The following is a 26,725-nucleotide window of genomic DNA, read 5'->3' on the forward strand; positions in this document are numbered from 1 at the left end:
GACCAGGTACGACAAGACCGCCCAGTCCTACCAAGCAGCCGTCACCCTCGCGTCGCTCCTGATGTGGGCGTGACACTTTGACGACAACTCCTAGGAGGTGGCCCCCTGGCGGCCGGGACGGAGGCCGTCCAGCTCGGCCGGCACCGGTACCGGGACGCCTGCCGCCGCCTGCGGCGCAGCCGGGTCCGCTTACTGCCGGCCTGCTGTTGCTCCGTGGCGGACGAGGACATCTGGGCGGCTTTTCGGAGGGCGGACCGCTCTGCGGAGCCCGCCGGGCGCTGTTCCTGTTCGGACCGCCACCATTCCAGCTGTTCCGCGCCGCTCCATACTCCGTCGTGCTGCGTCGAGCGGCATGGACTTCGACCGCGAGGTGGGTGAGGAGGATCCACTGCGTGACCCAGCCCCCGGAGTGCCGGGCATTCCGAGGACTGCATACGAGGGTGGCCCCGACGCCACGACGAGGGGTCGGCCACCTCCCATAGGTCGTCCGGTCAGATGCTCCCTGCCCGGCCTCCGTGTCCAGGATCTGGCGCCCCCGCCTCCGGCAAGCGGGAAGGAACGCCGCGCGGCGGCCGAATACCTGGCCTTCGAGGAAGGCGAAGCCCGTCCTCGGCGCAGAAAAGAGCGGCTGCATCCCATACGTGGCCGCCTCCTCGGGCCAGGCGCGACTCGCTACCGCGCCCAGCGGATGCGGCTCTCTGGGGCCAGGCGCTCTTGACGAGCCGCTTCAGGCTCTGGCAGGTATTCTCGGAGTGGAGCCCCGTGGCTCGGGGCCACCGCAGGCCGCCATGACGGCCCATCAGCCCTCACCCCATCCGCGACGTCCGCGGACAGTCGGCGTCGAGCGCTGATCCCGGACCGACCGGTAGACCGGCCGCGCCCCCTCTTGCCGCGACACGTGTCGCGTCGCCCGCCATGGCGAGCCCGATCCCTGATTCCGTACACACCCTGGCAGCAACTCTGCCATGGAGGGAAGCACATGAATCGGCAACGTCGTTGTGCACTGATCGCCCCACTCCTGGCTTCCGCCGTTGCCTTGCCACCGACGGCGGCCCTGGCGGCCCCTTCGGCCGTGCAAGCCCCTGCCGCCCCGGCATGCCAGCTGAAAGCCATAGGCGGCTCCTCGACCAACGTCAACATGGAGCTCACCGGCTTCCGGCCGAACCAAAAGATCACGATCAACCGAATCGGCGGAAGAGCGTCGGATACACGCGTCAATGCACAGGGCAACCTCATCGCGAAAAACCTGCGCGACGGCACCTACAACGTCAGACCACGCGATGGTGGTCGCGGCTCCACCGTCCCGTGCACGGAGGGGCCCGCCCCAGTGAACGTCAACATCGCCGAAGCCGACGTGGTCGCGACCAAACCGGACACCCCCACGGTCAAGTGCAACCAGGCAACTCCCGTGACGTTCGAGGGCACGCTCACAGGCACGGGAAGCGGTGACATCAAGGTCGTGTGGACCAGCCCGGACACGGGTAAGCGCACCGAGCCCATGGTGAAGTTCACCGCCCCGAGCGCCAAGACCCAGTTCGTCGTCAACGCCCCCGCCCGCGCGAACCCGGCAGAACCAAGGCCCACAGTGAAGGCCCAGCTCCTGGTGCCCCGACAGGGATCGGAGCAGGGCGTCTCGTCGGCAGTGTTCACGGTGACGTTGCATTGCGAAGCCGGCACCTGAACCGGACGGATTCGACAGTTCGTCAGGAGGGGCAGCGCAGAGTGAGCCGGCCTGCGCCCGGACCGGGCGCAGGCCGTGCCGGATGGTAGCGGTCCGCCCGCCAGTACGGCCGTCCAGCAACCCCGGCCACCGGGCTGAGGCTGCGACGCCCGAGGTCGCTGCCTGCGACTCGTTGTTCAGACGAGCACCGGTGTGGAGGAGGGCAGGTAGGGGGTGATGTTACGCAAGGCGCGCTCGGTGTATTCCTCCTTCTCGCCGACCGGGGCGACATAGTGCAGCGCGCTTGCGGCGGCGTCGTTGCCCTGCAGGCGGGCGATGATCCAGGCGGCGAGGTAGTGCGAGGCCAGGCAGCCGCCGGCGGTGGCGATGTTGCCCTTGGCGTAGAAGGGCTGGTTGAGTACCTCGACGCCGGCGGCTACGACCCAGGGCTTGGTGGTCAGGTCGGTGCAGGCGGGGATGTTGTTGAGCATGCCGAGCTTGGCCAGCACGAGCGCGCCGGAGCACTGTGCCGCGATGAGCTGGCGCGAGGGGTCCAGGCGGCGCAGGATGTTCATGATCGCCGGGTCTTCGACGACCTCGCGGGTGGCGATGCCGCTCCCGACGATGACGGCGTCAGCGGTGCACGCCTCCTCAAGCGTGGACATCTGCTCGATGACCACCCCGTTCATCGAGGTCACCTTGGGGCTGGGGGTGGAGATGGTGACGCGCCAGTCGTCGGTCTTGATGCGGTTGAGCACGCCGAGCGCGATCAGGGAGTCGAGCTCGTTGTAGCCCTCGAAGGTGAGGATGGCGATGTGCACGACGGTTGCCTTTCCGTTCGGTGGCGGTGGCTTGACGGTAAAGCACCGACATGACCATCGCCCTGCTGACGATGTTCGCGCAGATGGACCGGATCTACATGACCCTCCGCCGCCCTGGGACGGGAGCAGGGACGCTGGAGTCACCGCGGCCGAAGCGGGTGCCGGCGAACCGGCTGGGCAGTGCAGTGGAGCTGCGTACGCATGCTCGGGGTGTTCCCCAGCGAGGACCTATCCGTGGCCCCAGGGGCCGGCGGTCCGCTTCGCCGCCGATCAACTGGATGTCTACCCCGGTGAGTTCGCCGCGTACGCGACACGGCGGCAGCGCCAGTACGGGATGGGCTCGAAAGCGCCCATGCTGCGGGAACTGGAGGAGACGCGGATGACCGCAACGGTGCCCCCCACTGTGCGGCATCGGGAGTCGGCGAGCGTCGACGACGCCCCGCAGCTGCTCTTGGAGGTCGCCGAGCTGATCGGCATGACGTCGGCGTTCACGTATATCTCCGGGCGTCGACCCGTCGATGGTGGAGTTCGAGCTGAGCGTGTGCGCCCTGCCATGGCGGAGGCGTGCAGCGACGTGGGCCTGACCCCGGTGGTGAAGCCGAACGTGCCCGCCCTGTCCCGGGGCCGACTGGTCCAGGTGGATCAGGGGTATCTAGGGCGGAGGCGCTCTCGGCGGCGAAAGGGATGCTCATCGAAGGCCCCGTCGCTCCAGGTACCCCCGCGGCCGTCGCGGCAGCACGTGCGAGGATCACTGAGAGTTCGCCTTGTCCGCTTTCACAGAGGCCGCACATGAACAGCAAGTTCCTCCCCTTCCTGCGCAAGCGTGGGACCAAGGTCACCTACGAGGTGACCGGCACCGGCTCCTTCGAGGTGTCCTATTCGGTCGGCGACCCTCTGAAAGGAGAGCAGAAGCAGGTCAAGGCTGGCGTCACGCCGTGGAAGCAGGACGTCGTGATGTCGGGCATCGACGCGATGCCCATGCTCACGATCATCACCTCCAACCCCGAGCATCCCGACGGCTGGCTCCAGTGCACGATCTCCATCGACGGGGAACTCGCAGTGGAAGGGGCGGTGTCCTCTCGGTCAGCCAGCGCGACCTTCACGGCTCTGCCCGGCGCGACGGGCTGACGGCAGCGGGCATTGATGCGGGGCCCGGCGGGCCCTCACGCAGCGGGTGGAGCGGGAAGGCGCAGACCGTCCGGTGCCACGCGGCCACAGCGCCCGCACGAGAGAGCTCGCGACGACCGTCGGTCTGGGTCGCGAACGACTTTCGAGGTATGAGCCCTGCTTCGGGGAACGAGTTGATCCGCCACACGGCATCGCGAGAGGGGCCACCATCGACGCAACCAGCCTCTCCCCAGGCAGAGAGGTGTGCTGGGCCTGACCCGTCTCGACAGCCGCCCGGGCAAGCGCGCCAGCACCTTTTACCTTGTTGTTCTTCAGCCAGGTCTTGATGCAGTACGTCGCTACTGTTTCCCTGTCGTCGTCCGGGGTGGCCCCGGACTGAATGAGGGGTGGGGACAGTGGAGAAGACCTGGTTCGAAGTGGTGTTCCGCAGGAGACCGCATCCGGTGCTGCGCCTGCTGGGCAACCTCGCGCTCTGTGCGGCCCAGCTGGTCTTCGTAGTCGCCGTGATCACGCACTTCCATAGTGGGTGGCGGTGGCTTGTCATCCCGCTGGGGCTCTGGGCGATGGTGGCCGATGGCCGGGGCGTGGCCTTGGCGATGCAAGACCTTCGACGGCGCGACGCCGCCCTGACGCCGGAGTGACGAAGTTCGCGGACTGAGCTTGTCGTTTATGGTCTGCCGTCGAACGGGGCTCGAACTTGATCGGGATTTCCCCAGTTCATCGCATTTGAGGTGCCGTCATTCGATCCTGTGATCAGCGACAACGCAGCACAGAGGCCGGGAACGTGGGACTGGTCGAGCACAACGTCCAACGAGACGCGTTCACGGCAGTGGCGGAGTGCCGGTCGGAGCTGTACACGTGCCTGGTCTTCACCGCACGCTCGTGGACCTGGCCCTCGCGCCTGAGCACCGGAGGGGCCACGGTGCCCTCTACTCCGGGATGAACCAGGGCCGGATCGATGTCGCCCGGCTACGGTGGGGGCTGGTCGCCGTTACACTGCCCCGGGCTAGCGATGGCCGGCTGGTGTTGGCCGTGGACGTCTCCCCGTGGCCGAGGCCGGACACCGACACCTCGTCCGACCGCTGCTCTGCCATACCTTCGGCCGGTGCCTGGGCAAGCACCAGATGGTGCCCGGCTGGCCGTACTCGATCCTCGCCGCTCTGGAGACCGGCCGGACCTCGTGGACCGCGCTGTTGGACGATCAGGCTGGAGCCCGCCGCCGACGTGGCCGCGGTCACCGCTGGACAGGTCCGCGGCGTCGTCGGACGGCTCCTGGACGCTGAACAGCGGAGGGTCGGCGACCCGAGCATCCTGGTCGTGCTGGACGCGGGCTACGACGCGCCCCACGTCGCCCGCCTCCTGGCCGACCTCCCCGTGGAGGTTCTGGGGCGGCCCCGCTCGGACCGGGTGATGCGCAAGCCGGTCCCGTGCCGTGGATCTGCCCGCCACAGGGCGGCCGTCCGCCGAAGCACGGCGGCGATTTTAGCTTCGGTGACCCGGCCACGTGGGGCGAGGCTACTACGGTCACCGTCACCAACAGCGACCGATATGGGGCGGCGACCGCGCAAGGCTCGTACCGGCTCCACCCACGACTGACTCGCCGAGCCGCCTGGCTCGACCACCAAGGCCCGTTGCCGATCATCGAAGGTACCGTGATCCGGTTGACGGTCGAGAAGCTGCCCAGCGGCGGTGTGAACAAGCCCGTCTGGCTCTGGTGGTCCGGCACCGGCGCCACCACCCAGGACGTCGACCGATGTTGGCAGTCCTTCCTGCGACGCTTCGACCTGGAACACACCTTCCAGCTGCTCAAGCAGATCCTCGGATGGACCCGCCCGCGACTTCGGAACTCCAGGGCACGGGACCTCCGTCGGCCGTGGGAACGCCCGGCCGAACCGAACAGACTCACCCCCGCCCGCGTTCGACGCGGGTTCAGAAACCTACGCGCGAAGACCGGCACGCCAGCCAGTGCACCGAAACCGACCCGGGCCGGCCCCAGACGCCCGCTCGGCTCGAAGAACCGGCATCCAGCCACCCGCTACGAGGTGGGACGCGTCCTCGCCACGGGCGAGGCCTACAGTCGGCCCGCCCACCGCAAGGAGGGGACAAAACCCCGACGCAAAACCGACGCTGACCGCGATCACAGCACGGCATAGGCTGCTCAGGTAGTCGCAGCTGGACCAACAGGGGGCCTTATGGAGCACAGCTCTGAGCGAGAGAACAGCGAAGGCTCGGCTTCTTCCCGTTACACCCGGGATATGCAGCAAGAACGCCACGCCTTGCGCGAAGTCCTGCGCTCCGATCTGCCCGCCGCCCACATGGGATTGGGCGTGACCATCATCGCCCTCATCGTGGTCGCCAGCCTCTCCGGCCCTCGATGGACACTGATCATTACTGGTGCCTTCACGGCCTGATTCATCCTTGCGCTGACAGTGATCCAGATCGGCAGCGGCCGTGGCTGGGACGCCATCCGGCGGGCCTACGTCGCAACGTTCGGTTGGGGCAACTGGATCTGACGTCCCTCACTGATTTCGAGGTACTCGGGGCCGCAGCCTGGAGTGGTGTGTGGGGGCTGTGGTGACCAGTTGCGGCCGGCTGCGCGGATGGACGCCGTGTTCTGCTCGACGGCATGCCGTGCCAGGTCATGGCGGCGGGCTGGTCGGTTACGGCGCAGGGTGATGGCAGAGTTGAAGGGGGCGGGTCGGGTGACGTGTCCCGAGTGCGGGACGCCCTGGATTGCTTTGACCTGCACCGGCGGGCGGAGGGCTGGGCACTGCGGGTCCTGGTCGTCGGCCGGCAGCCACAGCCCCAGCAGCTCGTGGCCGACGTCGCCGGCATCTGCGGCCCGGGCTCCGCGACCAGAGAACGGTATGCGCTCGCCGGGTTCCGCCGCCTCATCGAAGAACGCGCACGCCAGGCCCACCACCTCCCGACTCCAGCGCCCGATGACGGGAGTCGTTTGTCAATGACTTCGGGCTCCGACTCAGCTCTGTTGGGGCGGCCACACAGAATGAGGGGGAAGTCGGACGCCCCCTTGATCCCCTGCTCTCGAAATCGACGGAGGGCACCTTCCCGCAGAAACAGGGGGCACCCTCCGGACCAGACCCGATCAGTTGAGATTCCCCTAGAAGGGGTATTCATCCGACAGCGAGTCAGCCTCGTCTTCCATCAAATTTCCGTCCAGAATTTGCCCCCTCCCATCGGCCGGGACCCGCTGACCGCTTCGGGATGATCGCCCGTTCCGGTCAGACGGTCACGAGGACGGAAGTCAGCTGCCACAGGCCCATTCCCCTGGTTATCCGTCACTGTCCGGTCCCGTTGGTGAGGGGCTGTTGAGAGGTGGTCGGTGGGGTGAATAGTGCCTGGACGGTTTCGGTGGCCAGGTCTCGTAGCCAGGTGTGGGCGCGGTCGTTGTCGTAGCGCTGGTGCCACAGCAGGTAGAGGGGGACGTCGGGCAGCGGGAGGGGTGGCGGCAGTGTGGTCAGGCCGAGTTGCTCCCGGGCCTTTCCGGTGACGGCGTCGGGGAGGGTGACGACCAGGTCGGATTCGAGGGCGAGTTGGAGTGCGAAGGCGGCGGTGGGGCCGGCGGCTACGACGCGCCGTTCGAGGCCGTGTGCGGTCAGGACGTCGTCGACCGGGTCGCGCAGGCGACCGCGACGCGAAACGGTGACGTGCTCGGCGGCTGCGTAGCGCTCGAGGCTCAGTGGGCCTTCGGTGAGCGGGTGCCCCGGTCGGACGGCGACGACCAGCCTGTCCTTGCCGACGAGGCGGTGGCGGACGTCGGGAAGCGTCGGAGTGCTGGAGCTCGATTCGATGTCGACCTCACCCCGGCGCAACTCGGCATCGTCCGACCCGGGTTCGATGGACAGGCGCAGCCGGACGCCTGGGGCCCTGCGGTGTACGGAGGTGATCAGGGCGGTACCGCAAGCTGCGGTCAGGGCGTCGTGCCAGCGCACGGTGAACACCCGGTCGAGAGCCGCCAGGTCGAGTTCCTGCTGCGCGGAGAGAAGCTGGTGGGCCTGCTGCACGAGGGTATGGACCTGGGCGCGCATGGCCAGCGCCCGGGTGGTGGGGACCATGCTCCGGCCGGTACGGACCAGGATCGGGTCACCGGTGGCCTTGCGGATGCGACCCAGGGAGCGGCTCATCGCGGGTGGGGTGACGTGGAGGCGTGCTGCCGCGCCGGCGACGCTGCCCTCTTCCAGCAAGGCGTCCAGTGCCGTCAGTAGATTCAGATCCAGTTGCATGGCAGTAATCCTACGAGTGAAAAGCATGCACTTGTTGTTAACGATTGGGCGGCCTACCTTCGAAGTGCGGGGCGAGACAACCGCCCCCGCTTCTAACGATCCCCAGGGAGCCCATCATGAGCACCGCCATGTCTTTCGACGCCGGTACGACGTTCCTGGCCGATGTGACCGCCGCCGTGAAGACGGCCGGCATCACGTTGCGCGACCGCTACACCTCGTACGCCCGGGGCGTGAGTCTGGACGAGGTCGTCGGCGAGATCCACGCCAACGACGACGCGGTACTGGAGGTGCTGCGGGAACCGCTGCTGCGGGCGCGGCCGGGGTCGCAGTGGGCCGAGGACGAACTGGCCGGCGGCGCACTCCCGGCCGGGGAGTGGTGGGTCGTCGACCCCGCCGAGGGCAACATCAACCACGTCCACGGGATGGATGACTGGGCCGTCACCGCCACCCTGGTCAGCGACAACCGGCCGGTGCTCACCGTCGTCCACCTGCCGCTGACGGGCGACACGTACACCGCCGTCGCGGGCGCCGGTGCCCGGCTCAACGACCGTCCCCTGAAGGTGTCCGCCAAGACCGACCTGGGCGCCGCGCTCATCGGCACCGGTCAGGCCAAGCCCGGCGAAGACGAGCGCACCTTCCGGCGGATCGGTGACTCCGTCACCGCCATGCTCGTCAACGGCCTGGTCGTACGCGTGTCCGTGCCGGCCACGATGCAGCTCATCCACGTCGCCGCCGGACGCATGGACGCGTTCTGGCAGTTCTCCGACGTCCGCTCCGGCCTGGTCGCCGGCGCCCTGCTGGTCTCCGAGGCAGGAGGCACCGTCACCGACCTGGCGGGCGAACCCTGGAACACCGCCAGCCGCGACTTCCTGGCCGCCGCCCCCGGCCTCCACTCCGCCGCCCTCAAGGTCCTCGCACCCATCGCCTGACCGGCGCGCCTCCGCTCTTCCCACCCGACACCACAAGGAGCACCGCCTCATGACCAGCATCGGCATCCTGGGCGCCGGCCGCGTAGGAACCAACCTCGCCCGCAAGCTAGTCGCGGCCGGACACCACGTCACCCTCGGTGGCCGGAGCCCCGAAGACACCGCCGCCCGCACGGATGGGCTTGCCCCGCGGATCGCCTTCGCCGACCAGCGCACCACCGCCCGCACCGCGGACATCGTCATCAACGCGACGCCCGGCGACAGCTCCCTGGAACGCCTCGCCGACCTGCGCACCGAGCTCTCCGGCAAGATCCTCGTCGATGTCTCCAACGCCACCAGCACCGCTGGTGACGGCTTGCCCGGCGACCTGTGCTATCCCGGAAGCAGCCTCGCCGAGAAGCTCCAGGCCGCGCTCCCCGACACCCATGTGGTCAAGACCCTCAACACCATGCTTTTCACGGTCATGACCGCTCCCGAGACCCTGGCCACCCCACCGACCGCATATCTCTCGGGCGACGACGAACAGGCGAAGAGGACCGTCTCCGGCCTGCTCGGCGACCTTGGCTGGCAGCCCGAACGGATCGAAGATCTCGGCGACATCACCACAGCCCGAGCCACCGAGGCCATGATCCTGGTCGTGCCCCACATCCTGCGACGGCACGGCTTCAAGCCCTTCGCCGTCTCCCTCGCCCGCTGACCCACACCAAGACCGGGTCATTGCGAAACCGGGTGGGTGGGTGGGACCGCTTCGTGGCGCGCGGATACGGCTACGGCCGCTTCGAAGGCAAGCGCGTGCCGGCGTGGCCCGCGGTGACGGTCAGGGTACTGCTCCCGCGGGGCAGGCGGGCCCTGATCAGATCGTGACCGGGCCGCGGGCGGTCGCGAACTCGACCGAGACCAGGCCCGGTTCCTCATCCTCGACCCAGGTGACGTCGATCTGGTCGAGGGGGTGGTCGGCCGGTTCGCCGAGGAATTCGGCGATGGAGGCGGCGTCACCGGCGATGGAGACCCCGTGGATGGTGGTGGAGGTGCGCGGGTCGGCGCTGGGGCGCTCCTCGGCGGGGACCAACCACTGGAGGAAGTACGGCAGTTGCGGGTCCTCCAGTAGTTCCAGCAGGCCGATCTGCTTCCACCTCAGGTCGAACCCGTCGGGGCGGACGCGGTGGCCCTCGGCCGAGGTGCGGCCGAGGCGGGCCTCGACCGGGGCGATGTCGTCGACGGAGACCACCCAACCGAGCCAGCCGCCGCCCTCGGCGGCGCGGCGCGCGACCGCCTGGCCGAAGGGTGCGCGGTCGGCGGCGGGGTGGTCGAGTGTGGTGACGACCTCGACGTAAGTGCCGCCGCTCAGCGGGAGAATGAAATTGCGGGTGCCGAATCGTGGGTGCACGCCCCCGTCGACGAACCCGGCTCCGAGGGCCGATCCGATCCACTGGACGGTCGAGACGAAGCTGTCGCGGGCCACCGCATAGGACACGTGATCAAGTCGCACTGCTGCATCATCACCCGACACCCCCCCCAAATCACGACGCCACGCCCGCCGCCCGGCCGCGTCCGGCGCGGATTCAGCCGTGGATCGGATCGATCATCGCCATCCCGGCGGCGGGGGGAAGCCCGGTCGATCAGCTCCGGGCAAGGGGCGAGCCCGGGGGCACCGAACCGGCTTGGACCCGCTCGTGAGCACCGGTCCACCCTCGCCTGGGCGCGCCGCCCCTCGAACCCGCGGCATCCGAAGTGGGGTGCGGGACGGGGAGTGCGGGCGTCAGGGCAAGGGGGTCCGGGGTCGAAGCCGTGCACGAGTTCGCTAGGCGTGCAGGGAGTTGACGGCGTCCTCGACGGTGGGCTGGAAGGTGAAGAGCTGATCGAGGCCGATGATGCCAAAGACATGCATCAGGTCGGCGTTCAGCCCGACCAGGAGCAGGGGCGCACCGGCCTCGTTCGCGCGGTGGTAGGCGCTGACGAGCACGGTGATGCCGGTGGAGTCGCAGTAGTCGAGCGCGGAGAGGTCGATCAGCACGGGAACGTCGGAGCTGAAGGGGGTGTCCTGGATGACCCGGGTCAGCTCCGGTGCCGTGTGGTGGTCGAGTTCGCCGGCCACGGCCAGCACGGTGACCCCACGGGAGTGGGTGTGTCGGGTGGCGGTCAGGGTGCGGTCGGTCACCTGTTCTCCTGAGCGGGTAGTGGTGTGCGGCGGGGCGGAACGGACAGGGCGAGCAGCGCGGTGTCGTCGCTCACCCCGGTCCCCAGGGCGGTGAAGAGCTTGTGCACCGTGGCCAGCAGACTGTCGGCTCCGCGCGCGGTATGGGCGGACAGGTGGCGGGCCAGTCCCTCCTCGCCGAGCATGCTGCCGTCCGCGGTACGGGCCTCGATGAGCCCGTCGGTGTACAGCAGCAGCGTGTCACCGGGGGCGAGGCGGGTGGTGGCCTGCACGAAGTGGGGGTCCGGCAGGAGCCCGATCAGCTGGCCGCCGGTGGTGGACACCGTCTCGACGGTGCCGTCCGCGCGCACGGCCAGGGTCGGGGGGTGGCCGCCGCCGGCCAGCGTGACGGTGAAGGAGCCGTCGGACGCGGCGTCGAGCACGCCGAACACGGCGGTGCAGAAGCGTGGGTTGTCGCCCTGGTACTCGCCCTTGAGGACCGCGTCGAGGTTGGCCAGGGCGGTGCAGGGGTCGGGGTCGTAGATGGCGGCGGCGCGCAGGGTGTAGCGGGTGAGTGAGGTCAGGGCGGCGGCGTCGGCGCCCTTGCCGCACACGTCGCCGAGGAAGAACGCCCAGCGGCCGTCGTCCAGGGGGAACAGGTCGTAGAAGTCTCCGCCGACCTCGTCGGCGGACGCGGTGTGGTAGGCGGCGGCCGTGTGCAGTCCGGGCACCGTGGGGAGGGCCGGCGGCAGCAGGGTGCGCTGGAGGGTGCGGGCCAGGCGTTCGGCGTCCGCGCGCCGGGCGCGTTCGGCGGCGACCGTGCGCAGGGCGGACAGCCGCAGTTCGAGTTCGTCCATGACGAGCGCGGCCAAGTCCCGGAGCGTCGCGAGCTGGACGTCGGTGGGGCGGCGGGCGCGGGTGTCGAGGACGTCGACGGTGCCCAGGTGGTACCCGTCGGCCGTGGTGATCGCCGCCGCGGCGTGGAAGCGGACGCCCAGGTCCGCCCGGACGAGGGGGTCGGTGGCTCCGCGCGGGTCGGTGAGGGCGTCCGTGAGGACGTACGGATCGTCGTACGGGACGGCGCAGGGGCTCGGGCCCGGGTCACGGGGGACCTGCGGGACGCCCTGGAGGCCGTGCGCGGCCTTGAACCACACCCGGTCGTCGTCCACGATCGCCACGGTGGCCATGGGGACGTCGAAGATGCGGGCCGCGAGGGCGGCGATCTTGTCGAAGGTACCGTCGGACGGGGTGTCAAGGACCGCGTAGCGGCGCACCGCGGCGAGCCGCTGCTGTTCGTCCGGCGCAGCTCCCCTCGCGTCCCGGTGAACGGCGTACTCCGCCCCCGTCATGTCGCCCCCGCCCCCTCGTCGGCCGTCCCTCTTGGTGCGGGGCCCGGTTGTCCTATCCTACTGATCACGTCAACGAGTTCCTCAGGATGGCCCAGCGCCCATGTGGGTATCTCACGGACGTAGTGACCTTGACGTGCGGAGGGGACAACGCCATCGACGCCGGCGGGCTGCGCCCGGGCATCGGCCGTCGTGAACGAAGGGGTGGACAGTGACGCGTTCCGAGCGTGCCGAACCGGAACCGGTGCCGGCAGTCGGGGCCGGTGTGTTCGCCGCCGACGAGGCGGTCGGCCGGGACCTGTCCCTGGTGGACTGGGCGGCGACCACGCCGCTCGGGGACCCGGAGGACTGGCCGCAGAGCCTGAAGACGACCGTGAGCATCCTGTTGTCGTCGAAGTTCTCGATGTGGATGGCCTGGGGACCGGAACTCACGTTCTTCTGCAACGCCGCCTACCGTCGCGACACCCTGGGCCGGAAGTACCCGTGGGCCCTGGGGCGGCCGGCGAGCGAGGTCTGGGCGGAGATCTGGAACGACATCGGTCCCCGCATCGACACCGTGCTCACCACCGGCGAAGCGACCTGGGACCAGGCCCTGCTGCTGTTCGTGGAGCGCTCTGGGTACCCGGAGGAGAGCTACCACACCTTCTCCTACAGCCCGCTGCGCGACGACACCGGGCAGGTGGTCGGCATGCTGTGCGTGGTCAGCGAGGAGACCGACCGGGTCATCGGCGAACGACGCATGGCCACGCTGCGCGATCTCGGGTCCGACCCCAGCGTGGTGCGCACCGAGCAGGAAATGCTCGACTTCGCCCGTCTGCAGCTGAGCCGCAATCCGCACGACCTGCCGTTCACGCTGACCTACCTCTTCCAGGACGACGGCAGCGCCGGGCTGGCCGCGGTCACCGGCATGCGCGCCGACCACCCGGCCGCGGCGGAGCTTCTGCTGCCGGATTCAGAGACGGTGTGGCCGACGGCCGCCGCGTCGCGGGGCGATTCCGCGCTGGTGCCGTTGGACGGCGCCGTGTTCGCGGACCTGCCGACGGGGGCGTGGGCCGAGGTGCCCCGCCAGGCGCTCGTGGTGCCGCTGCGCCAGCAGGGAGGCGCCCCGTACGGGTTCATGGTGGTGGGCCTGAACCGGTACCGGGACCTGGACGACGGGTACCGCGGCTTCGTGGAACTGGTCGCCGGGCATGTCGCCACCGGAGTGGCCAGCGCCCGCAGTTACCAGGCGCAGCAGCGGCGCGCGGAGGAGCTTGCGGAGCTGGACCGGGCGAAGACGACGTTCTTCTCCAACATCAGCCACGAGTTCCGTACCCCCTTGACGCTGATCATGGGGCCGGTGGAGGAGCTGCGGGACCGCCTCGTGGGCGCGGACGCGGACGTGCGCGAGGAGCTGGAGGTCGTCCACCGCAACGGGCTGCGGCTGGGCAAGCTGGTCAACACGCTGCTGGACTTCTCCCGCATCGAGGCGGGCCGGATGCAGGCCCGCTACGAGCCGGTCGACCTGGCGCGGGTCACCGGTGAGCTCGCCAGCGTGTTCCGCTCCGCCGTCGACAAGGCGGGCCTGGACTTCCGGGTGGACTGCTCCCCGCTGGCCGAGCCGGTGTTCATCGACCGGAGCATGTGGGAGAAAGTCGTCCTCAACCTGCTCAGCAATGCGCTGAAGTTCACCTTCGACGGCTCGATCCGTGTCACCGTGGGCGCCGAGGACGGCACGGCGGTGGTGACCGTCACCGACACCGGGATCGGTGTCGCGGCGCAGGAGATGCCCCGGCTGTTCGAACGGTTCCACCGCATCGAGAATGCCCGTTCGCGTTCCAACGAGGGCAGCGGCATCGGCCTGGCCCTGGTGAAGGAGCTGGTCGGCCTGCACGGCGGCGAGATCAGCGCCGCGTCCACCGAGGGCCGGGGCACCCGGTTCACCGTCCGGCTGCCCTTCGGCTCCGCGCACCTGCCGGCCGACGCCGTCCTCCCGGAGGCGGGCACCGACGCGGTTCCCCTCGCGACCGACCCCTTCGTACAGGAGGCCCTGCGCTGGCTGCCCGGCGAGCAGAGCGCGGCGACGCCCGCCGCCGTCCGGGGGGACGCGGTCACGGGTGCCGTGGAGGGGAACGCGGAAGGGCCGGGCCGCGGCCCGGCGCACGTACTGGTCGCCGACGACAACGCCGACATGCGCGAGTACCTCATCCGCCTGCTGCGCGGAGCCGGTTACCAGGTCAGCGCGGTCAACGACGGCCGGGAAGCGATCGGGGCCATCCGCGCGACGGCCTTCGACCTGGTGGTCAGCGATGTCATGATGCCCCACCTGGACGGCCTCGCCCTGGTCGCCGCGCTGCGGTCCGACCAGCGCACCGCCTCGGTCCCCGTACTTCTGCTGTCCGCCCGGGCCGGGCAGGAGGCGTCCATCGAGGGTCTGCGGGCGGGAGCGGACGACTACCTCGTCAAACCGTTCGCGGCCGCCGAACTCCTCGCCCGGGTGCGGGCGAACATCGAGCTGGCGCAGCTGCGCAGCCACCATGCCCGCTGGCGCACCGCGCTGGTGGACTCCCTGCAGGAAGCCTTCTTCGTCTGCGACGAGGAAGGCGCCGTCGTCGAGATCAACGCGGCCTTCACCGACATCATCGGCTACGGACCCGAAGGCCTGCCCTACCGGCCGATCCACCCCTGGTGGCCCGACGCCGCCACCGACTCCGAGGCGCACCAGCAGGTCAGCGACGCCTTCGCCCTGCTGCTGGGCCACACCAAGGGCTCGTACACCATTCCGGTGACCCACCTCGACGGACACCGGCTGTGGGTGACGGCCACCTTCAACCAGGTCGACGATCCCGACACCGGGCGCCGCGTGACCGTCGGCACGTTCCGCGACGTCACCGCCGAGCACTACGCCATCCAGCGCGAGAGCGCACTGGCAGCGCTGGCCACCTGCCTGTCACGGGCCACCAGCGTGCCCGAGGCCCTGGCCGGTGCTCTGGCCGAACTGAAGAAGCTGTGGCGCGCCCGGTGGGTCGTGGCCGCTGTCTTCGACCGCGGCGACGAACCCGTGCTGACCTCCACCGACGCGTCGCCGGCCTGGCCGGAGCTGCCCGCCGCACGACGCGGGACGCTCGACGGGCTGCGCCGGGGGCCGGTCCTGACGCCGGTCGCCGACCAGACCGGAGCCGGCATCCTCCTGGAGTTCCCCGACGGCCCGCTGGTCCTGTGGATCGACCTGGGTGAGAACCGGCCCTTCACCGGCGAGGACCAGCTGTTGCTGTCCCTCCTGGCCGGTCACCTGGCCCAGGGGCTAAACCGCGCCCACCAGTTCGACCAGCAGCGCGCGACTGCCATCGCCCTACAGCGCGCCATCCTCGGCCCCTCCCGGCTGCCCGACGGTTTCGCCGTCCGGTACGAGCCCGCCACCCGGCCCCTGGAGGTCGGCGGCGACTGGTACGACACCGTCACCCTCCCTGACGGCCGCATCGGCATCGTCGTGGGCGACTGCGTCGGCCGGGGCCTAGCCGCCGCCAGCGTCATGGGCCAACTGCGCAGCGCGTGCCGCGCCCTGCTGCTCCAGGACTCGAGTCCCTCCCAGACGCTGATGGCCCTGGACCAGTTCGCGGCGGGGGTCCCGGGTGCGATCTGCACCACCGTCTTCTGCGGCGTCCTCAATGCCGACACCGGGCAGCTGACGTACGCCAGCGCCGGCCATCCGCCCGGCATCCTCGTCCTTCCCGACGGCACCCGTCGCCTCCTGGAGGACGGACGCTCCCTGCCGTTGGCCGTGCGGCCCGGCAACCAACGCCCCGAGGGCGCCTGCACCATACCTGCGCGGTCCACCCTGCTGCTGTACACCGATGGGCTCGTCGAACGCCGCCGCCGCCCGCTCAGCGCGGGCATCGACCAGGCCAGTGAAGCCCTCCAGGACGGCCGGGACACCTCCATCGACGACCTCGCCACCCACGTCATGTCACGATTGGCCCCCGCCGACGGCTACGACGACGACGTCGCCCTGCTGCTCTACCGCCACCCGGCCCCGCTGGAGATGTCCTTCCCCGCCGAGTCCTCGCAGCTCGCCCCGGTCCGCAAGACGCTGCGCGGCTGGCTCAACCAGTGCGACCTGCCCCCCACCACCATGCAGAACGTCCTGGTCGCCGCGGGCGAGGCGTGTGCCAATGCCATCGAGCACGGCCACCGCGACGCCCCCGGTGACACCATCTACTTCCGGGCCGAGGCGCATGTCGACAAGCTGCGCCTGACCATCGCCGACACCGGCCGCTGGAAAGCACCGCAGCCGGAGCTCAACACCCATCGCGGTCGCGGGATGGGTCTGATGCGCGCACTGATGCAGCACGTCACCGTCACCCCCGGCCCGTCCGGCACCACCGTCGACATGCATACGAGGATCGCCTGATGACCACCACTCCCCTGACCCTCACCCTCGGATGGCGGCCCGACGGTACCGCGCTGCTGACCGCTGTCGGTGAGATCGACATGAGCAACACCAGGGAACTGGCCGCCGCCCTCGCGGGCACGGCCGGTCCCCTGGTCCTCGACCTCACCGGTGTCGAATACCTCGACAGTGCCGGCCTCAGCGTGCTCTTCCCGCACGCCGACCGCATCGAGCTGCTCGCCAACCCCCTCCTGGAACCCGTCCTGACCATCTCCGGCCTCACCGACCTGACCACCGTCCACGGCACGTGAACCCGGAACGGCCCTGGGCAGGCGCTCGGGGCGGAACCGTCAACTGTTGCGGCGGGCCCACTGCGCGGCCCGGACCGTTCCCTGCCGGATGTCCTGCCGGGGCAGCTGGAGGTCGGGAGCGTCCTCCAGGGCGTGGGAGTACAGCTCGAACTCGCTGGTCGGTTCGGGGTGGGCGGTGGTGTCCAGCGGGTTCTCGGGGGTGGGGCGGTGATCGAGGTCGGGCAGCAGGGCGCGTTCAGCGTGAACAGTGTCGGTGTGGAGCGCCGGCCGTTCCCCTTGAGCTTCAGCCTCCGCGAGGCCGAGGGCATGTGGCAGGTCAGTGCGGGTGCGGCACAGGCGGGTGAGCTGGTCGACCTGCTCGTGGCCGTGGCGAACGACGCCGTGGCGGTGGTGTCGCTGGAGACGAACTCATACCTGGACGAGAACTGGCATTCGCTGCGTCCCTCGCTGATCGCGGCCGAGCTCGGCGTGCCGTGCACGGTCCACTCCCTCGGATCCTGGGCGTCAGGCACGAACGGACTCGCGGAGGAGTTCCTGGTGATGGACCGCGACCTCCTGCCCCGTCTCCTCGACGGCACCTGGTCGCCGTACGAGCTGACTCTGATCGACGTGCCCGCCGGCGTGACGACGGAGCAGCTCGACGAGCTCGCGCTCGTGCTCGGCACGACCGGCTTTGACGAGCCGCTCCTGAACCGCCTGGGAGACTCCCGGGTCTGGTTCTCGGGCCACGACGACTGCTACGTGCTTTTGGAGACCCGGGACCCGGCTCTGCCGGCCGCGGTCCTGGCACGGCTGCTGGCCCTTCTGGCCGGCTCCGCCCTCGCCGGACTCGCCGAGGCGTCCCTCTCACATGTTCCCGAGCCCGGGCTCTGGCTGCCTGAGCAGCTGATCGCGACCGCACCTCACTGGATCGGAGCGCTGGCCGGCGTCACCGAGGATCTGGTCGCCATCAAGCTGGCTGCCCTGCCGGAGCCATGGCGGCTGAACGTCTCCTTCCCGCGACAGGCCGACCTCACCGCAACGCTCGACGTACGTCACGGCACCTGGCGGATCACTGGGTGACACGTCGCAGAGAGAACGACGCCCGCGAGCGCGCTATCCGGCGCTGCGTGTGCCGGGCGGGTCCTGGGGGTCCACTCCGGTGGAGGCGGAGGCGTCCTTGGTTCCGCTGGGGCGTTGTGAGCGGCCTCGCGGGCCGAGGTCGTGCATGCCCTTGTCGCCGGAGCCCTTGCCCTGGTCCTCTCCGCGGGTGCCCCTGCTCTTGGAGGGGGTGCCGTGGGGGTTGCCCGCTTCTTCCTTTGAAACCTTTCGGCCGGGGCCCTTGGCGGCGGCGTACTCGTCCGGGTGGAAGGAGCGGTGGGCGCTCGGGTTCTCCTGCTGAGTGGTCTCGTCCACATCCGGTGACCAGCCGTGCTGCTTGGCTTCCTTGTGCCGGCTGATGCCCTCGCCATCGCGGGGCCGGGACGGCTTCGGTTGCTTGGCCATGACCTGACCTGCTGTCCTGTATCGGGATGGACGCACACGTCGCGCCCTCTACCCGTGGTACTGAAATCCTCTCACCGGCCCGCGGGACGGTCATATCGGGCCGCGTACTGCGGGTCTGGGGGCGTGCACGGCATCAGGCGGGGAACCGGTCATCGTCATACCCGGTTCCCCGGACCGTCGGGCCGCGCCGTGAGGCCGGCCCAGATGGCGGTGCCATCGGCGGGGGCGGGGTCCGCTGCCGCCTGAGGGGGGCATCGGGGATGAGGTCGGGGGCCGCTCGGAGGTGATCAGGATCCGCAGCCGCCTGCCAAACGGCGTGTTCACGCGACCTGACCTGGCGGCGCAAAAGAAAGGCCCGGCCGGCACAAGCGTGCCGGCCGGGCTTTCATACGGCAGCGGAGCCACTGCGTGCTCGCGGGCCGCTACAGGGAGTGAAGGCTCAGGCGGGGGTGATGTTCTCCGCCTGGGGGCCCTTCTGGCCCTGGGTGACGTCGAAGTTCACCTTCTGGCCCTCCTGCAGCTCGCGGAAGCCCTGAGCGGCGATGTTCGAGTAGTGGGCGAAGACGTCCGGGCCGCCACCCTCCTGCTCGATGAAGCCGAAGCCCTTTTCCGAGTTGAACCACTTCACGGTTCCGGTGGCCATGTGTCCTCCAAGGGACTAGAAACCGGTCCCGCACCATGCGGGAGCCGGAGGTGATCGCCCTGGTCCTCAGAGACGCCGAACAGCAAAATCGCCCGTGAAACTGTGCTCACGGGCGACCGGTACTTCGGAACCATGACAGCTGGCGCTGACGCTACACGGAGAGTCCTGCTCGCACCACAGAAACGCCTCCTACGCCTCACTCCACGGACGAACTTCCGAATGGGTGCCCCTCCCCCACACCGGAGCACCCGCCGACGGAGGCTGCCGCCCGGGCCGGGCGGGCGCAGGATGAGTAGGAGGACCGACGGGCGAGCGAGGGACTGGACCGTCGGGTCCGAGACCCGCAGTGGCTGAAGGAGGTCCGGTCATGGTCGCGTCCGAGGCGTTCCCGGCCGGCCCCGGCCCCGTACGGGTGGTTCCCTCCGAGCCCGGCGGCCTGCTGGACGTGCTGAGCGTGGCCGCGGTGGTCCTGGACACCGGGGGGCGCATCACGTTGTGGAGCCCCCAGGCCCAGGAGCTGTTCGGCTGGTCGGCCGAGGAGGCGCTGGGCAGCTACGCGGTGAAACTGCTGGTCGCCGATGAGTACGCCGATCTGGTCCTGGAGCTGTTCGCGAAGGTCATGGCCGGCGGCGACACCTGGGCAGGCGTCTTCCCCGTACGGCACAAAGACGGCTCCACGAAGCTGGTGGAGTTCCGCAACATGCGGCTGCAGGACGAGGACGGCGGCGTCTACGCCCTGGGGATCGCCTGCGACGAGGCCGTTCTGCGCGGTGTGGAGCGCGACCTGGCACTTTCGGTGCCGCTGGTGGCGCAGTCCCCGCTCGGGCTCGCGGTACTGGACACCGACCTGCGGTACGTACTGATCAACCCGATGCTGGTACGGATCAACGGCCTACCCGCCGAGGAACACCTGGGCCGTACACCCCATGAGGCGGTGCCGTTCCTGGACACCGAGGTGATCGAAGCCTCCATGCGCCAGGTCCTGGACACCGGCGTACCGCTGCTGGACCAGTACGGCGTCGGCCGCACTCCCGCCGACCCGGGCCGGGAGCACGCCTGGTCGGGCTCGTACTACCGGCTGGAGGACCCCCGCGGGCGGGTGATCGGCGTCGCCCTGGTGGTCGTGGACGTCACCGACAGTTACCGTGCGGCCAGAGAAACAGCCGAGGCCCGCAGGCGCCTGGACCTCATCGCCCGGGCTTCGGTGACCGTCGGCACCACCCTGGACCTGGAGCGCACGGCCCGGGAACTCGCCGACCTCGTCGTGGCCGACCTGGCCGACCTCGCCTCGGTCGACGTCCTCGACTCGGTCCTGGAGGGCAGCGCGACCGCGGCCCCCGGCCCCGGTGCGGGACAGGCCCTGTTCATGGCCCTGGCCCTCGCCGCGGCTTACGAGACGGACGCGCTCCGCGCCGCCGACCAGGTGGGCGAGCGCACCACCTATTCGGCCGAACGCCTGGTCACCCGCTGCGTGACCACCGGGCACCCCGTCCTGGTGCCGCACACCAGCCGTACGGACTTGGGGCGCATCGCGCGTGACGGCGCCTCCGCCGACCTCCTCGCCCAAGAGGGCGCGCATTCCTACCTGGCCGTGCCGCTGACGGCCCGCGGACAGGTCCTCGGCGCCCTCGGCCTCCTGCGCACCCGCAACCCGCTCCCCTTCGGCCACGACGACGTCACTCTGGCCGGCGAGCTCGCCACCCGCGCCGCCATCGCCATCGACAACGCCCGCTGGTACCAGCACGCCACCGACACCGCCCTGACCCTTCAACGCCACCTCCTCCCGCACCCCCCGCCCCGGTCCGCCGGACTCGAGATCGCCTACCGCTACCAACCCGCCGCAGCGGCCAGTGGGATCGGCGGCGACTGGTTCGACGCGATCCCCCAGCCCGGGGACAAGACCGCCCTCGTCGTCGGCGACGTCATGGGACACGGCGTCCACGCCGCCGCCACCATGGGACAACTGCGCACGGCGACCCGCACCCTGGCGGACCTGAGCCTCGATCCGGCCCGGGTCCTGCGCCACCTCGACCACATCACCACCGAACTGGAGGGGACCATGGCGACCTGCGTCTACGCCACGTGGGACCCTCTCCGCGCCCGCTGCCGCGTCGCCCTCGCCGGCCACCCTCCCCCCATCGTGATCCGGTCAGGGCAGTACCCCGAACTGCTCGACCTTCCCGTCGGTGTGCCGCTCGGCACGGGCGGCCTCGGCGACGCCGACTTCCAGACCACCGCCCTCGGACTGGTCCCCGGAGACCGGCTGGTCCTGTACACCGACGGACTCGTCGAAACCCGCGGAGACTCTTTCGACGACCGCCTCGGCCTCCTCCTCAGCCTCCTCACCGACTCCGGCCTCTCCCCTGAGGCAACCTGCGACCGGCTCCTGGCCGCCCTACGACACGACGACGCCGCCGATGACGTCGCCCTCGTCATCGCCCACGTCCGCCCCCACCCGCCCGGCGACGGGGCGAGCGCACCGATCTGACCGGCCAACCGGAATGGCCCGGTCGACGCGCATGCGGGCCGGTCCCGCGACGTCAGAACCGGACCGCTTCGGGCGCCTCTGCGAGCGGCTCGCCCGCCTCGTTCGTAGCCTCTGCCAGCCACACCACGGCGGCTCCCGCGACGGCCACGACGACGATGCCGGCGACCGCGGTCCAGCTGATGCGTTCGCCGAGGATCAGCAGTCCGGCGAGGGATCCCATGACGGGGTCGATGCTGAACAGCGTGCCGACCACCCTCGCGGAGGAGACTCGGGCGGCGATCGTGTCCACGGCGTACGGAATGGCGACCCCGACCACGGCCGCGGCGACCAGGACCAGCCACTGGTGCCCGCCCACCCGGCCGATCGCGCCGATCCCCCGCGCAGCCGCGGCCGGAACAGCGCGCACAGGATCAGCGCGGCGATGGCCATGCGCAGCGAGCTGACGGGGAGGGGCCCCAGCGAGTCGAACGGCCCTGCCGCGAATGCGGAGGACAGCTGGATACCGGTGGAGCTCATCAGGATGAGCCCGAGCGCCTGCCTCGCCCCTCGGCGCTCCACCGGAACGCGAGGGGATGATCCGGTGACATTCGCCGTCCCCGGTCGCGCCTGGCCCCTGGTGCTGTCGATGTGCGAGGTGACGTCGCCTTCGGTCACGGCCGTGTACGGGCAGCCGTTGGGGGGTCTTCCCAGATCGCCTCGGTGGCCAGGTCCATGAGCGTGACGGCGACGCTCCAGCCGTCCTGCGCGACGTTCCCCACGCCGATTTCGATCCCGTACACGGGCCTCGCGTCGGCCGGTTGCCGCTGCCCCTCGTATGACGGACCAGCGTGGGCGGCCGGTATCGGCCGAGCGCTGGAGGATCAACCGGTGATGCCGCGCAGGCCGACGCTGTTAGGTTCGGCCAGGCCGTCAGGGCTCCGCCTCGGCGCCGGTCGATCACCACCTCCGCCTCGGGCCCCGCTCCGGCGTGCCGCAGCCGGTTCAGGTGCCGGCGGGCCCGGCAGCGAGCGGCGCGGGCATGGGCTGACAGCAAGGACACACGATGGCGACGTTGGACCGGATGGACGTGGGGCTGCGGGGCCTGCACCTGCTGGAAGGCCAGCGCATGGCGCAGCGCCTGTTCGCGCACGTGATCGCCACTCAGGTGATCAAGCCCGGGCGCAGCGAGGAAGAGGTCGACAACCGGATCGCCCTGATCGCCCGGGAGGTGTTCGGCGTACGGGCGGGCCGGGTCCGCCGTAGGTTCGTACGGTCGTGGCCGAGCACCGTGGTGGGCGGGCAGTGGCCGGAGCGGGTCATCGGCGCACAGGACCTGGTCGTGCTGGACTTCGAGTCGCTGCTGGCCCCGTACGAGACGGCTTTCGCCCGGACCGTGGCCCTCGGCGACGGTCCCGTGCGTCGGCGCCTCGTGCACGACCTGACCGCCGTGGCCACCGGCGCCCGGGATGCCTTCCGGGCCGACGAATCCATCACCGGCCGCGAGCTGTACGCGAAGGTACGCGGCCTGGCGGCCAGGGCCGGCCGGAGTCTGGGCGCCCGGCACTGCGGTCGGCTGACCGGCACCGCGCCCGCCGCGCCCGCGGAGGCGACACGGCCGGAGGTCTTCATCGGTCCGGAGAACGACCGGCCCCTGCGCCGGATGCTGGAGGACGGATTGCGGGCCCACTGGATCCTTCAGATCCACCTCCTCGACGAGCACCGTGGCCCCGCCGCCGTGCACACGGAACTGCTCGACCTCGTCTGACCGACCGTTGGTCCGTGCGGACCATGCCGGCACCGCGTGCGGCTACCCGGTGAGCCGACGGGGCACCTCTGGAGCCGTGACAGAACACAGGAACCATCGATACGCGATCACCGTCGAACGCCGGGGCGGCGCCTGGCGGTGCACCCGCCTGGACCGCACCGCCCTCACGGGGCTCGACGAGGCGATCGCCGCGGTCCGTGCCGTCGGGGCCTCGGAGGCGGTGTTCGGGTTCTTCAACGCGGACGAGTCGTTCTTCCTGATCCTGCGTTCCGCGGTCCGCGACGGCCGGAAGCGCCCTGCTGCTCTCGGACGCCCGCGCCGCGCACCGGCACACGCTCGCGGCCCAGGCCCTGGACGTCCTGCGCATCACCCCTCCCGAAGAGGACGCACCCGGCGCACGCCCGGCCGGAGATCTGGGCATCCTCGCCGACCTGGGGCTGACCGCCGAAGCCATGGGCCTCGTCCTGGGCCGGCCGGACGGCGTGCCCGACGACCAATTGCGTGCCGTCGCGGACCGGTGCGGGTTCACCGCCGAGTTCGACCGGCTGCGCCGGTAGGGCCTGTCCCTGCCGCCGCTCGTCGGACGAGGCGGTCGGCCGGTCGGGGCCTCATGGAGGGAACCCGACCGGCCGCCCCCGTGGGCGGGCGGAAGCGCTTCCGCCGTCGCTACGTCGGCCGCGGTGTGAGCGGCTCGATGATCGGAGCGCCGTCCAGGTCGGTGATGAAGTCGCGGTGGACCGGCTTCTTGTCCGTCGGCTTGGGGAGGTTCGGGCATGCGATGCCGTTGCCGTCCCGGTCGAGTCCGTTCGGGTCGAGTGCGTCCGCTCGCAGCACCGCTTGCGCGTCGGCCTGGGCCTTGAACGCGTCGCAGTCGACCACGTGCCCCTTGTTCACGTAGGGAGCGACGTCGAAGGTGTGCTCCGGGGCTTCGTTGCCGGCGCACGCGGTCAGCACGATCGCCGCGATCACGCCGACCGCCGCGAGGGAGGTACGACCGCCCGGTCGTGGCCGGCGGTCCCGGCTCTTGTGGGTGGTGCGTGACTGGTCCGGCATGGTCTTAGGCCGCTCCTGTCCGGAACACCGCGACCGTTCGTTTGGCCGGGTCGAGCGCGTACACCTTCGCCGTGGCGTTGTTCACGGCAAGCGAGACGAACTCGCTGGGCGTGCCGAGCCGAGCCTGCGTCAGCAGCGTGGTGCCGTCGGCCACTCCGAGGCCGCCCGGCGAGCCGGGGACGTCGTTCGTGGCTTCGAGCCTTCGTTGCGCGACGAAGACCCTGTTGAAGTTCTTCAGCACGGCGACCTTGTGCGCCGGGTTCCCGGCACTCAGGGTTGACAGTGCGCAGACTGACGCCTGCCCCATGGTCGTCGTCCCGCTGATTCGGCTGATGCGGCCTCCGGTAGCGCCGCATTGCTGGCCGCCTCCGACAACGAGGGAGAAGACGTAGACCGACCCTGCCGCAGCGTTGTAGACCGCTGCCATGGGAGTGCCGTTCGTTCCGACCAGGTCGTCGATCGCCGTTGAAGCACCGCTGCTGGGGTCAATGGCGATCACCGTCCCGACGGGGGTCCCCCCGGTGGGAATCGACGGGTTCGAAGCGCACCTCTTGGCAAGGAGGTAGACGAGGTTTCGGTTCGGATCGAAAACGGTCACGCCCCGGGCGGAGTTCGCGGTGAGGAGGTTCACGTTGCTGCTGCCGCAGGCTGCCTTCGTCGTCGGGAACCCCGCCACGAGCCTGACCGTGTGGGTCTGCGACGAGATCGCGAAGAGGCCGATGTTGGGGCTCTCGCCGATGCCATTGCCCTGCTTCGCGAAGTACACCTCGTCGCCCGCGCGGCCGAAGGAAAAGTCCATGCCGTTGCCCGCGCTCACGAGCAGTCCCGCAGCGGGCAGCGGGATCAGCGTCGCCGACGAGCCGCCGGCGGCGATGTAGGCGACCGTCCAGAGTCCGCCGCCGACGTAGACGTCGCCGTTCTTGGGAGAGACGGCCAGGGCGCTGACGGCATCCGGGAAGCCGACGCGGATCACTCGATTGCCGTTGGCCGTGTCGATGATCGCAACGCTGCCCGTACCGCCGACGTAGACCTGCCCCGTTTCTGGGTTGACCGCGATCCGGGTCGGGTTCGACACAGCGCTGGAGAGGCTGATCGGCGTGCCGATCGCTTCGTCGGTCTTGCCGTCGATCACGGTCACGCTGTTGGCGACGCTGGACACGACGTACACGCGATTGGCCTTCTCGTCGACGGCGACGTCGGTCGGCCCCTCGCCCACCGGGATCGGGTCCGCTGCGCGCTCAGTCGGTGAGGTGTCATACAGCGTGAACGACGACTTTGCGCCTCGACCGCACTTGTTCTCCTCGCCGACCGTCACCATGTTGTAGACCGGTTCGCCCGTCAGCAGCCCGTCGGCCTTCAGATCATCGATCGTCCCGTAGTGTCCGTGCTTCGCGCAGTAGGACTCTTCCGCTGTTCGCAGGGTGGCCGCGTCCGCAGCGACCGCCTCCTTGCGGCCCTTGTCGCCGATGCTCCTGACGGAGAACACCACGATGGCCGCGAGAACGCCCAGGATCACGATGACCACGAGCAACTCGATGAGCGTGAAGCCGTCCTGGCGTCTGGCACGCAAGGGGAACAGGCGATGATCCGGTGTCATGACGGTCGGGGCTTCCTTCGATCGATGCTTCACGTCCGGCCCGAGCGCACGCGCGAGCCCTTGCCACGTCACGGTGTTCCCCGTCGTACGGGCTTGACGTCCTTGGGTCCCGGCAGGTCCGGACACGCGATGCCCTTCCCCTCGCCGTCCAGGTGATTCGGGTCGGCCGGCGCGAAGCGCAGGACGGCCTGCGCGTCCGCTTGGCCGGCGAAGTCCGGGCAGTCGTAGGCGTCATTGCCGTAGCGCAGGAAGTAGCGGGCGTCGAAGGCTCGTTCCGGCTGCGGGCAGAGCGCGCTGCGGGTGTCGCCGGGACCGCACTTGAACTGCTGGGCGATAGCGGGAACCGGTGTGGTGTCGCGCGGTTGCGGCAATCCCCGGCACGCGACGCCGCCTCCGTCGTCAAGGCGGTTCGGATCGCTGGGGTCGGCCCGCAGCACCGCCTGGGCATCCGCCTGGTTGGCGAAGTTCATGCAATCGAAGGCGTCGCCGTGATGGGCGTATTCCTTGACGTCGAACGCCTTGTTGTTCGGGCAGAGCCCGCTGCGCGGGGTGCCCGGCGTGCACCACTCGCGTTCCGGCCTCTGGGCTTGGGCCGGCGCATCCGAACCACCGCGTACGAACACCACAACGCCCAGTGCCAACGCGACCACCGCGAGAGCCAGTACACCCCGCCTGATCGCGCGCGAGCCCGACAGTCTGCTCAACACAGCCGTACCACGCCTCTGCCCATCGTGCCGCCAGCCCCTTCTCTGCGTCCTGCAGCGGCCTGACGACAC

The 26,725-nt window shown here is 70.1% G+C and carries 24 protein-coding genes and 1 pseudogene; 14 read left to right on the top strand and 11 right to left on the bottom strand.

All coding sequences use genetic code 11. From position 1 onward, the window contains the following. Positions 1–1,138 precede the first annotated feature (1,138 nt). Entirely contained in the window at positions 1,139–1,681 is a 543-nt protein-coding gene (locus AC07B0_RS10755) for a hypothetical protein (protein WP_469378494.1), read from the top strand. Positions 1,682–1,857: 176 nt separating this feature from the next. Here the strand turns inward: AC07B0_RS10755 and AC07B0_RS10760 are convergent, their stop codons facing one another. After that, positions 1,858–2,481, bottom strand: coding sequence for a DJ-1/PfpI family protein (locus AC07B0_RS10760; protein WP_478897615.1), 624 nt, complete (start codon positions 2,479–2,481; stop codon positions 1,858–1,860). A gap of 789 nt (positions 2,482–3,270) precedes the next feature. On the opposite strand from AC07B0_RS10760, the gene AC07B0_RS10765 reads away from it, so the two are divergent. The 5 genes from AC07B0_RS10765 (at position 3,271) to AC07B0_RS10785 (ending at position 6,020) form a co-directional block, all read left to right on the top strand. Further along, a complete protein-coding gene (locus AC07B0_RS10765) occupies positions 3,271–3,609 on the top strand; it encodes a hypothetical protein (protein ID WP_356878654.1) in 339 nt (112 codons plus the stop codon). Between the two features lie 395 nt (positions 3,610–4,004). Next, positions 4,005–4,250: a hypothetical protein gene (locus AC07B0_RS10770; protein ID WP_469378490.1), complete on the top strand. Its 246-nt coding sequence runs from the start codon at positions 4,005–4,007 to the stop codon at positions 4,248–4,250. 241 nt (positions 4,251–4,491) lie between these two features. After that, positions 4,492–5,205, top strand: a complete 714-nt coding sequence (locus AC07B0_RS10775; RefSeq protein ID WP_478897617.1) for a transposase — start codon at positions 4,492–4,494, stop codon at positions 5,203–5,205. Between the two features lie 35 nt (positions 5,206–5,240). After that, positions 5,241–5,762 carry a hypothetical protein gene (locus AC07B0_RS10780; protein WP_478897619.1) on the top strand — a complete coding sequence of 174 codons (522 nt, stop codon included), beginning with the start codon at positions 5,241–5,243 and terminating at the stop codon, positions 5,760–5,762. A 102-nt stretch (positions 5,763–5,864) separates the two neighbouring features. Beyond that, positions 5,865–6,020, top strand: a complete 156-nt coding sequence (locus AC07B0_RS10785) for a hypothetical protein (RefSeq protein WP_478897620.1) — start codon at positions 5,865–5,867, stop codon at positions 6,018–6,020. 888 nt (positions 6,021–6,908) lie between these two features. Here the strand turns inward: AC07B0_RS10785 and AC07B0_RS10790 are convergent. After that, on the bottom strand, positions 6,909–7,853 hold the full coding sequence (locus AC07B0_RS10790; RefSeq protein ID WP_478897622.1) for a LysR family transcriptional regulator: 945 nt from the start codon (positions 7,851–7,853) through the stop codon (positions 6,909–6,911). 116 nt (positions 7,854–7,969) lie between these two features. Here AC07B0_RS10790 and AC07B0_RS10795 point away from each other — a divergent pair, with 116 nt between their 5' ends. After that, complete coding sequence (locus tag AC07B0_RS10795) at positions 7,970–8,782, top strand: inositol monophosphatase family protein (protein WP_478897623.1); 813 nt, start codon at positions 7,970–7,972, stop codon at positions 8,780–8,782. A gap of 49 nt (positions 8,783–8,831) precedes the next feature. After that, positions 8,832–9,476 carry an NADPH-dependent F420 reductase gene (locus tag AC07B0_RS10800; RefSeq protein WP_478897625.1) on the top strand — a complete coding sequence of 215 codons (645 nt, stop codon included), beginning with the start codon at positions 8,832–8,834 and terminating at the stop codon, positions 9,474–9,476. A gap of 156 nt (positions 9,477–9,632) precedes the next feature. Here the strand turns inward: AC07B0_RS10800 and AC07B0_RS10805 are convergent, their stop codons facing one another. The 3 genes from AC07B0_RS10805 to AC07B0_RS10815 all read right to left on the bottom strand — a co-directional run bounded on the left by AC07B0_RS10805 (position 9,633) and on the right by AC07B0_RS10815 (position 12,262). Continuing rightward, positions 9,633–10,268, bottom strand: coding sequence for a VOC family protein (locus tag AC07B0_RS10805; RefSeq protein ID WP_469378475.1), 636 nt, complete (start codon positions 10,266–10,268; stop codon positions 9,633–9,635). 312 nt (positions 10,269–10,580) lie between these two features. Continuing rightward, positions 10,581–10,937 (bottom strand): STAS domain-containing protein, encoded by a 357-nt coding sequence (locus tag AC07B0_RS10810; protein WP_478865047.1) that lies wholly within the window; start codon positions 10,935–10,937, stop codon positions 10,581–10,583. After that, positions 10,934–12,262 (bottom strand): PP2C family protein-serine/threonine phosphatase, encoded by a 1,329-nt coding sequence (locus AC07B0_RS10815; protein WP_478897627.1) that lies wholly within the window; start codon positions 12,260–12,262, stop codon positions 10,934–10,936. The genes AC07B0_RS10810 and AC07B0_RS10815 overlap by 4 nt, the downstream gene beginning before the upstream one ends. 208 nt (positions 12,263–12,470) lie before the next feature. On the opposite strand from AC07B0_RS10815, the gene AC07B0_RS10820 reads away from it, so the two are divergent. The 3 genes from AC07B0_RS10820 to AC07B0_RS10830 all read left to right on the top strand — a co-directional run bounded on the left by AC07B0_RS10820 (position 12,471) and on the right by AC07B0_RS10830 (position 18,001). After that, on the top strand, positions 12,471–16,649 hold the full coding sequence (locus tag AC07B0_RS10820) for a SpoIIE family protein phosphatase (protein ID WP_478897629.1): 4,179 nt from the start codon (positions 12,471–12,473) through the stop codon (positions 16,647–16,649). Continuing rightward, a complete protein-coding gene (locus tag AC07B0_RS10825) occupies positions 16,649–16,939 on the top strand; it encodes an STAS domain-containing protein (protein ID WP_356878671.1) in 291 nt (96 codons plus the stop codon). Before AC07B0_RS10820 ends, AC07B0_RS10825 begins: the two co-directional genes overlap by 1 nt. 207 nt (positions 16,940–17,146) lie before the next feature. Then, a complete protein-coding gene (locus AC07B0_RS10830; protein WP_469378467.1) occupies positions 17,147–18,001 on the top strand; it encodes a hypothetical protein in 855 nt (284 codons plus the stop codon). A 33-nt stretch (positions 18,002–18,034) separates the two neighbouring features. Here the strand turns inward: AC07B0_RS10830 and AC07B0_RS10835 are convergent, their stop codons facing one another. Next, the gene (locus AC07B0_RS10835; protein WP_356878677.1) at positions 18,035–18,424 is read right to left on the bottom strand and encodes a hypothetical protein; all 390 of its coding nucleotides are present in this window, start codon (positions 18,422–18,424) and stop codon (positions 18,035–18,037) included. 439 nt (positions 18,425–18,863) lie between these two features. Then, positions 18,864–19,067, bottom strand: a complete 204-nt coding sequence (locus AC07B0_RS10840; RefSeq protein ID WP_114041062.1) for a cold-shock protein — start codon at positions 19,065–19,067, stop codon at positions 18,864–18,866. Positions 19,068–19,434: 367 nt separating this feature from the next. On the opposite strand from AC07B0_RS10840, the gene AC07B0_RS10845 reads away from it, so the two are divergent. Further along, positions 19,435–21,555 carry a SpoIIE family protein phosphatase gene (locus tag AC07B0_RS10845; protein ID WP_478897631.1) on the top strand — a complete coding sequence of 707 codons (2,121 nt, stop codon included), beginning with the start codon at positions 19,435–19,437 and terminating at the stop codon, positions 21,553–21,555. A 52-nt stretch (positions 21,556–21,607) separates the two neighbouring features. On the opposite strand, the gene AC07B0_RS10850 is transcribed toward AC07B0_RS10845, so the two are convergent. After that, positions 21,608–21,961 carry an EamA family transporter gene (locus tag AC07B0_RS10850; RefSeq protein WP_478897632.1) on the bottom strand — a complete coding sequence of 118 codons (354 nt, stop codon included), beginning with the start codon at positions 21,959–21,961 and terminating at the stop codon, positions 21,608–21,610. Between the two features lie 636 nt (positions 21,962–22,597). Between AC07B0_RS10850 and AC07B0_RS10855 the strand changes: the two genes are divergently transcribed. Continuing rightward, complete coding sequence (locus AC07B0_RS10855; RefSeq protein WP_478897634.1) at positions 22,598–23,299, top strand: M24 family metallopeptidase; 702 nt, start codon at positions 22,598–22,600, stop codon at positions 23,297–23,299. Between the two features lie 284 nt (positions 23,300–23,583). Beyond that, positions 23,584–23,856 (top strand): annotated as a pseudogene (locus AC07B0_RS10860) (tRNA adenosine deaminase-associated protein); the annotation flags it as partial. 109 nt (positions 23,857–23,965) lie between these two features. On the opposite strand, the gene AC07B0_RS10865 reads toward AC07B0_RS10860, so the two are convergent. Genes AC07B0_RS10865 through AC07B0_RS10875 form a run of 3 tightly spaced genes read right to left on the bottom strand, consistent with a single transcriptional unit; the run spans position 23,966 to position 26,656 of the window. After that, positions 23,966–24,352 carry an excalibur calcium-binding domain-containing protein gene (locus AC07B0_RS10865; RefSeq protein WP_469378455.1) on the bottom strand — a complete coding sequence of 129 codons (387 nt, stop codon included), beginning with the start codon at positions 24,350–24,352 and terminating at the stop codon, positions 23,966–23,968. A gap of 4 nt (positions 24,353–24,356) precedes the next feature. Next, complete coding sequence (locus AC07B0_RS10870; RefSeq protein WP_478897636.1) at positions 24,357–26,021, bottom strand: prepilin-type N-terminal cleavage/methylation domain-containing protein; 1,665 nt, start codon at positions 26,019–26,021, stop codon at positions 24,357–24,359. Continuing rightward, a complete protein-coding gene (locus AC07B0_RS10875; RefSeq protein ID WP_469378451.1) occupies positions 26,018–26,656 on the bottom strand; it encodes a hypothetical protein in 639 nt (212 codons plus the stop codon). Before AC07B0_RS10875 ends, AC07B0_RS10870 begins: the two co-directional genes overlap by 4 nt. Positions 26,657–26,725 lie beyond the last annotated feature (69 nt).

Source organism: Streptomyces sp. NPDC044704 (assembly GCF_056433525.1).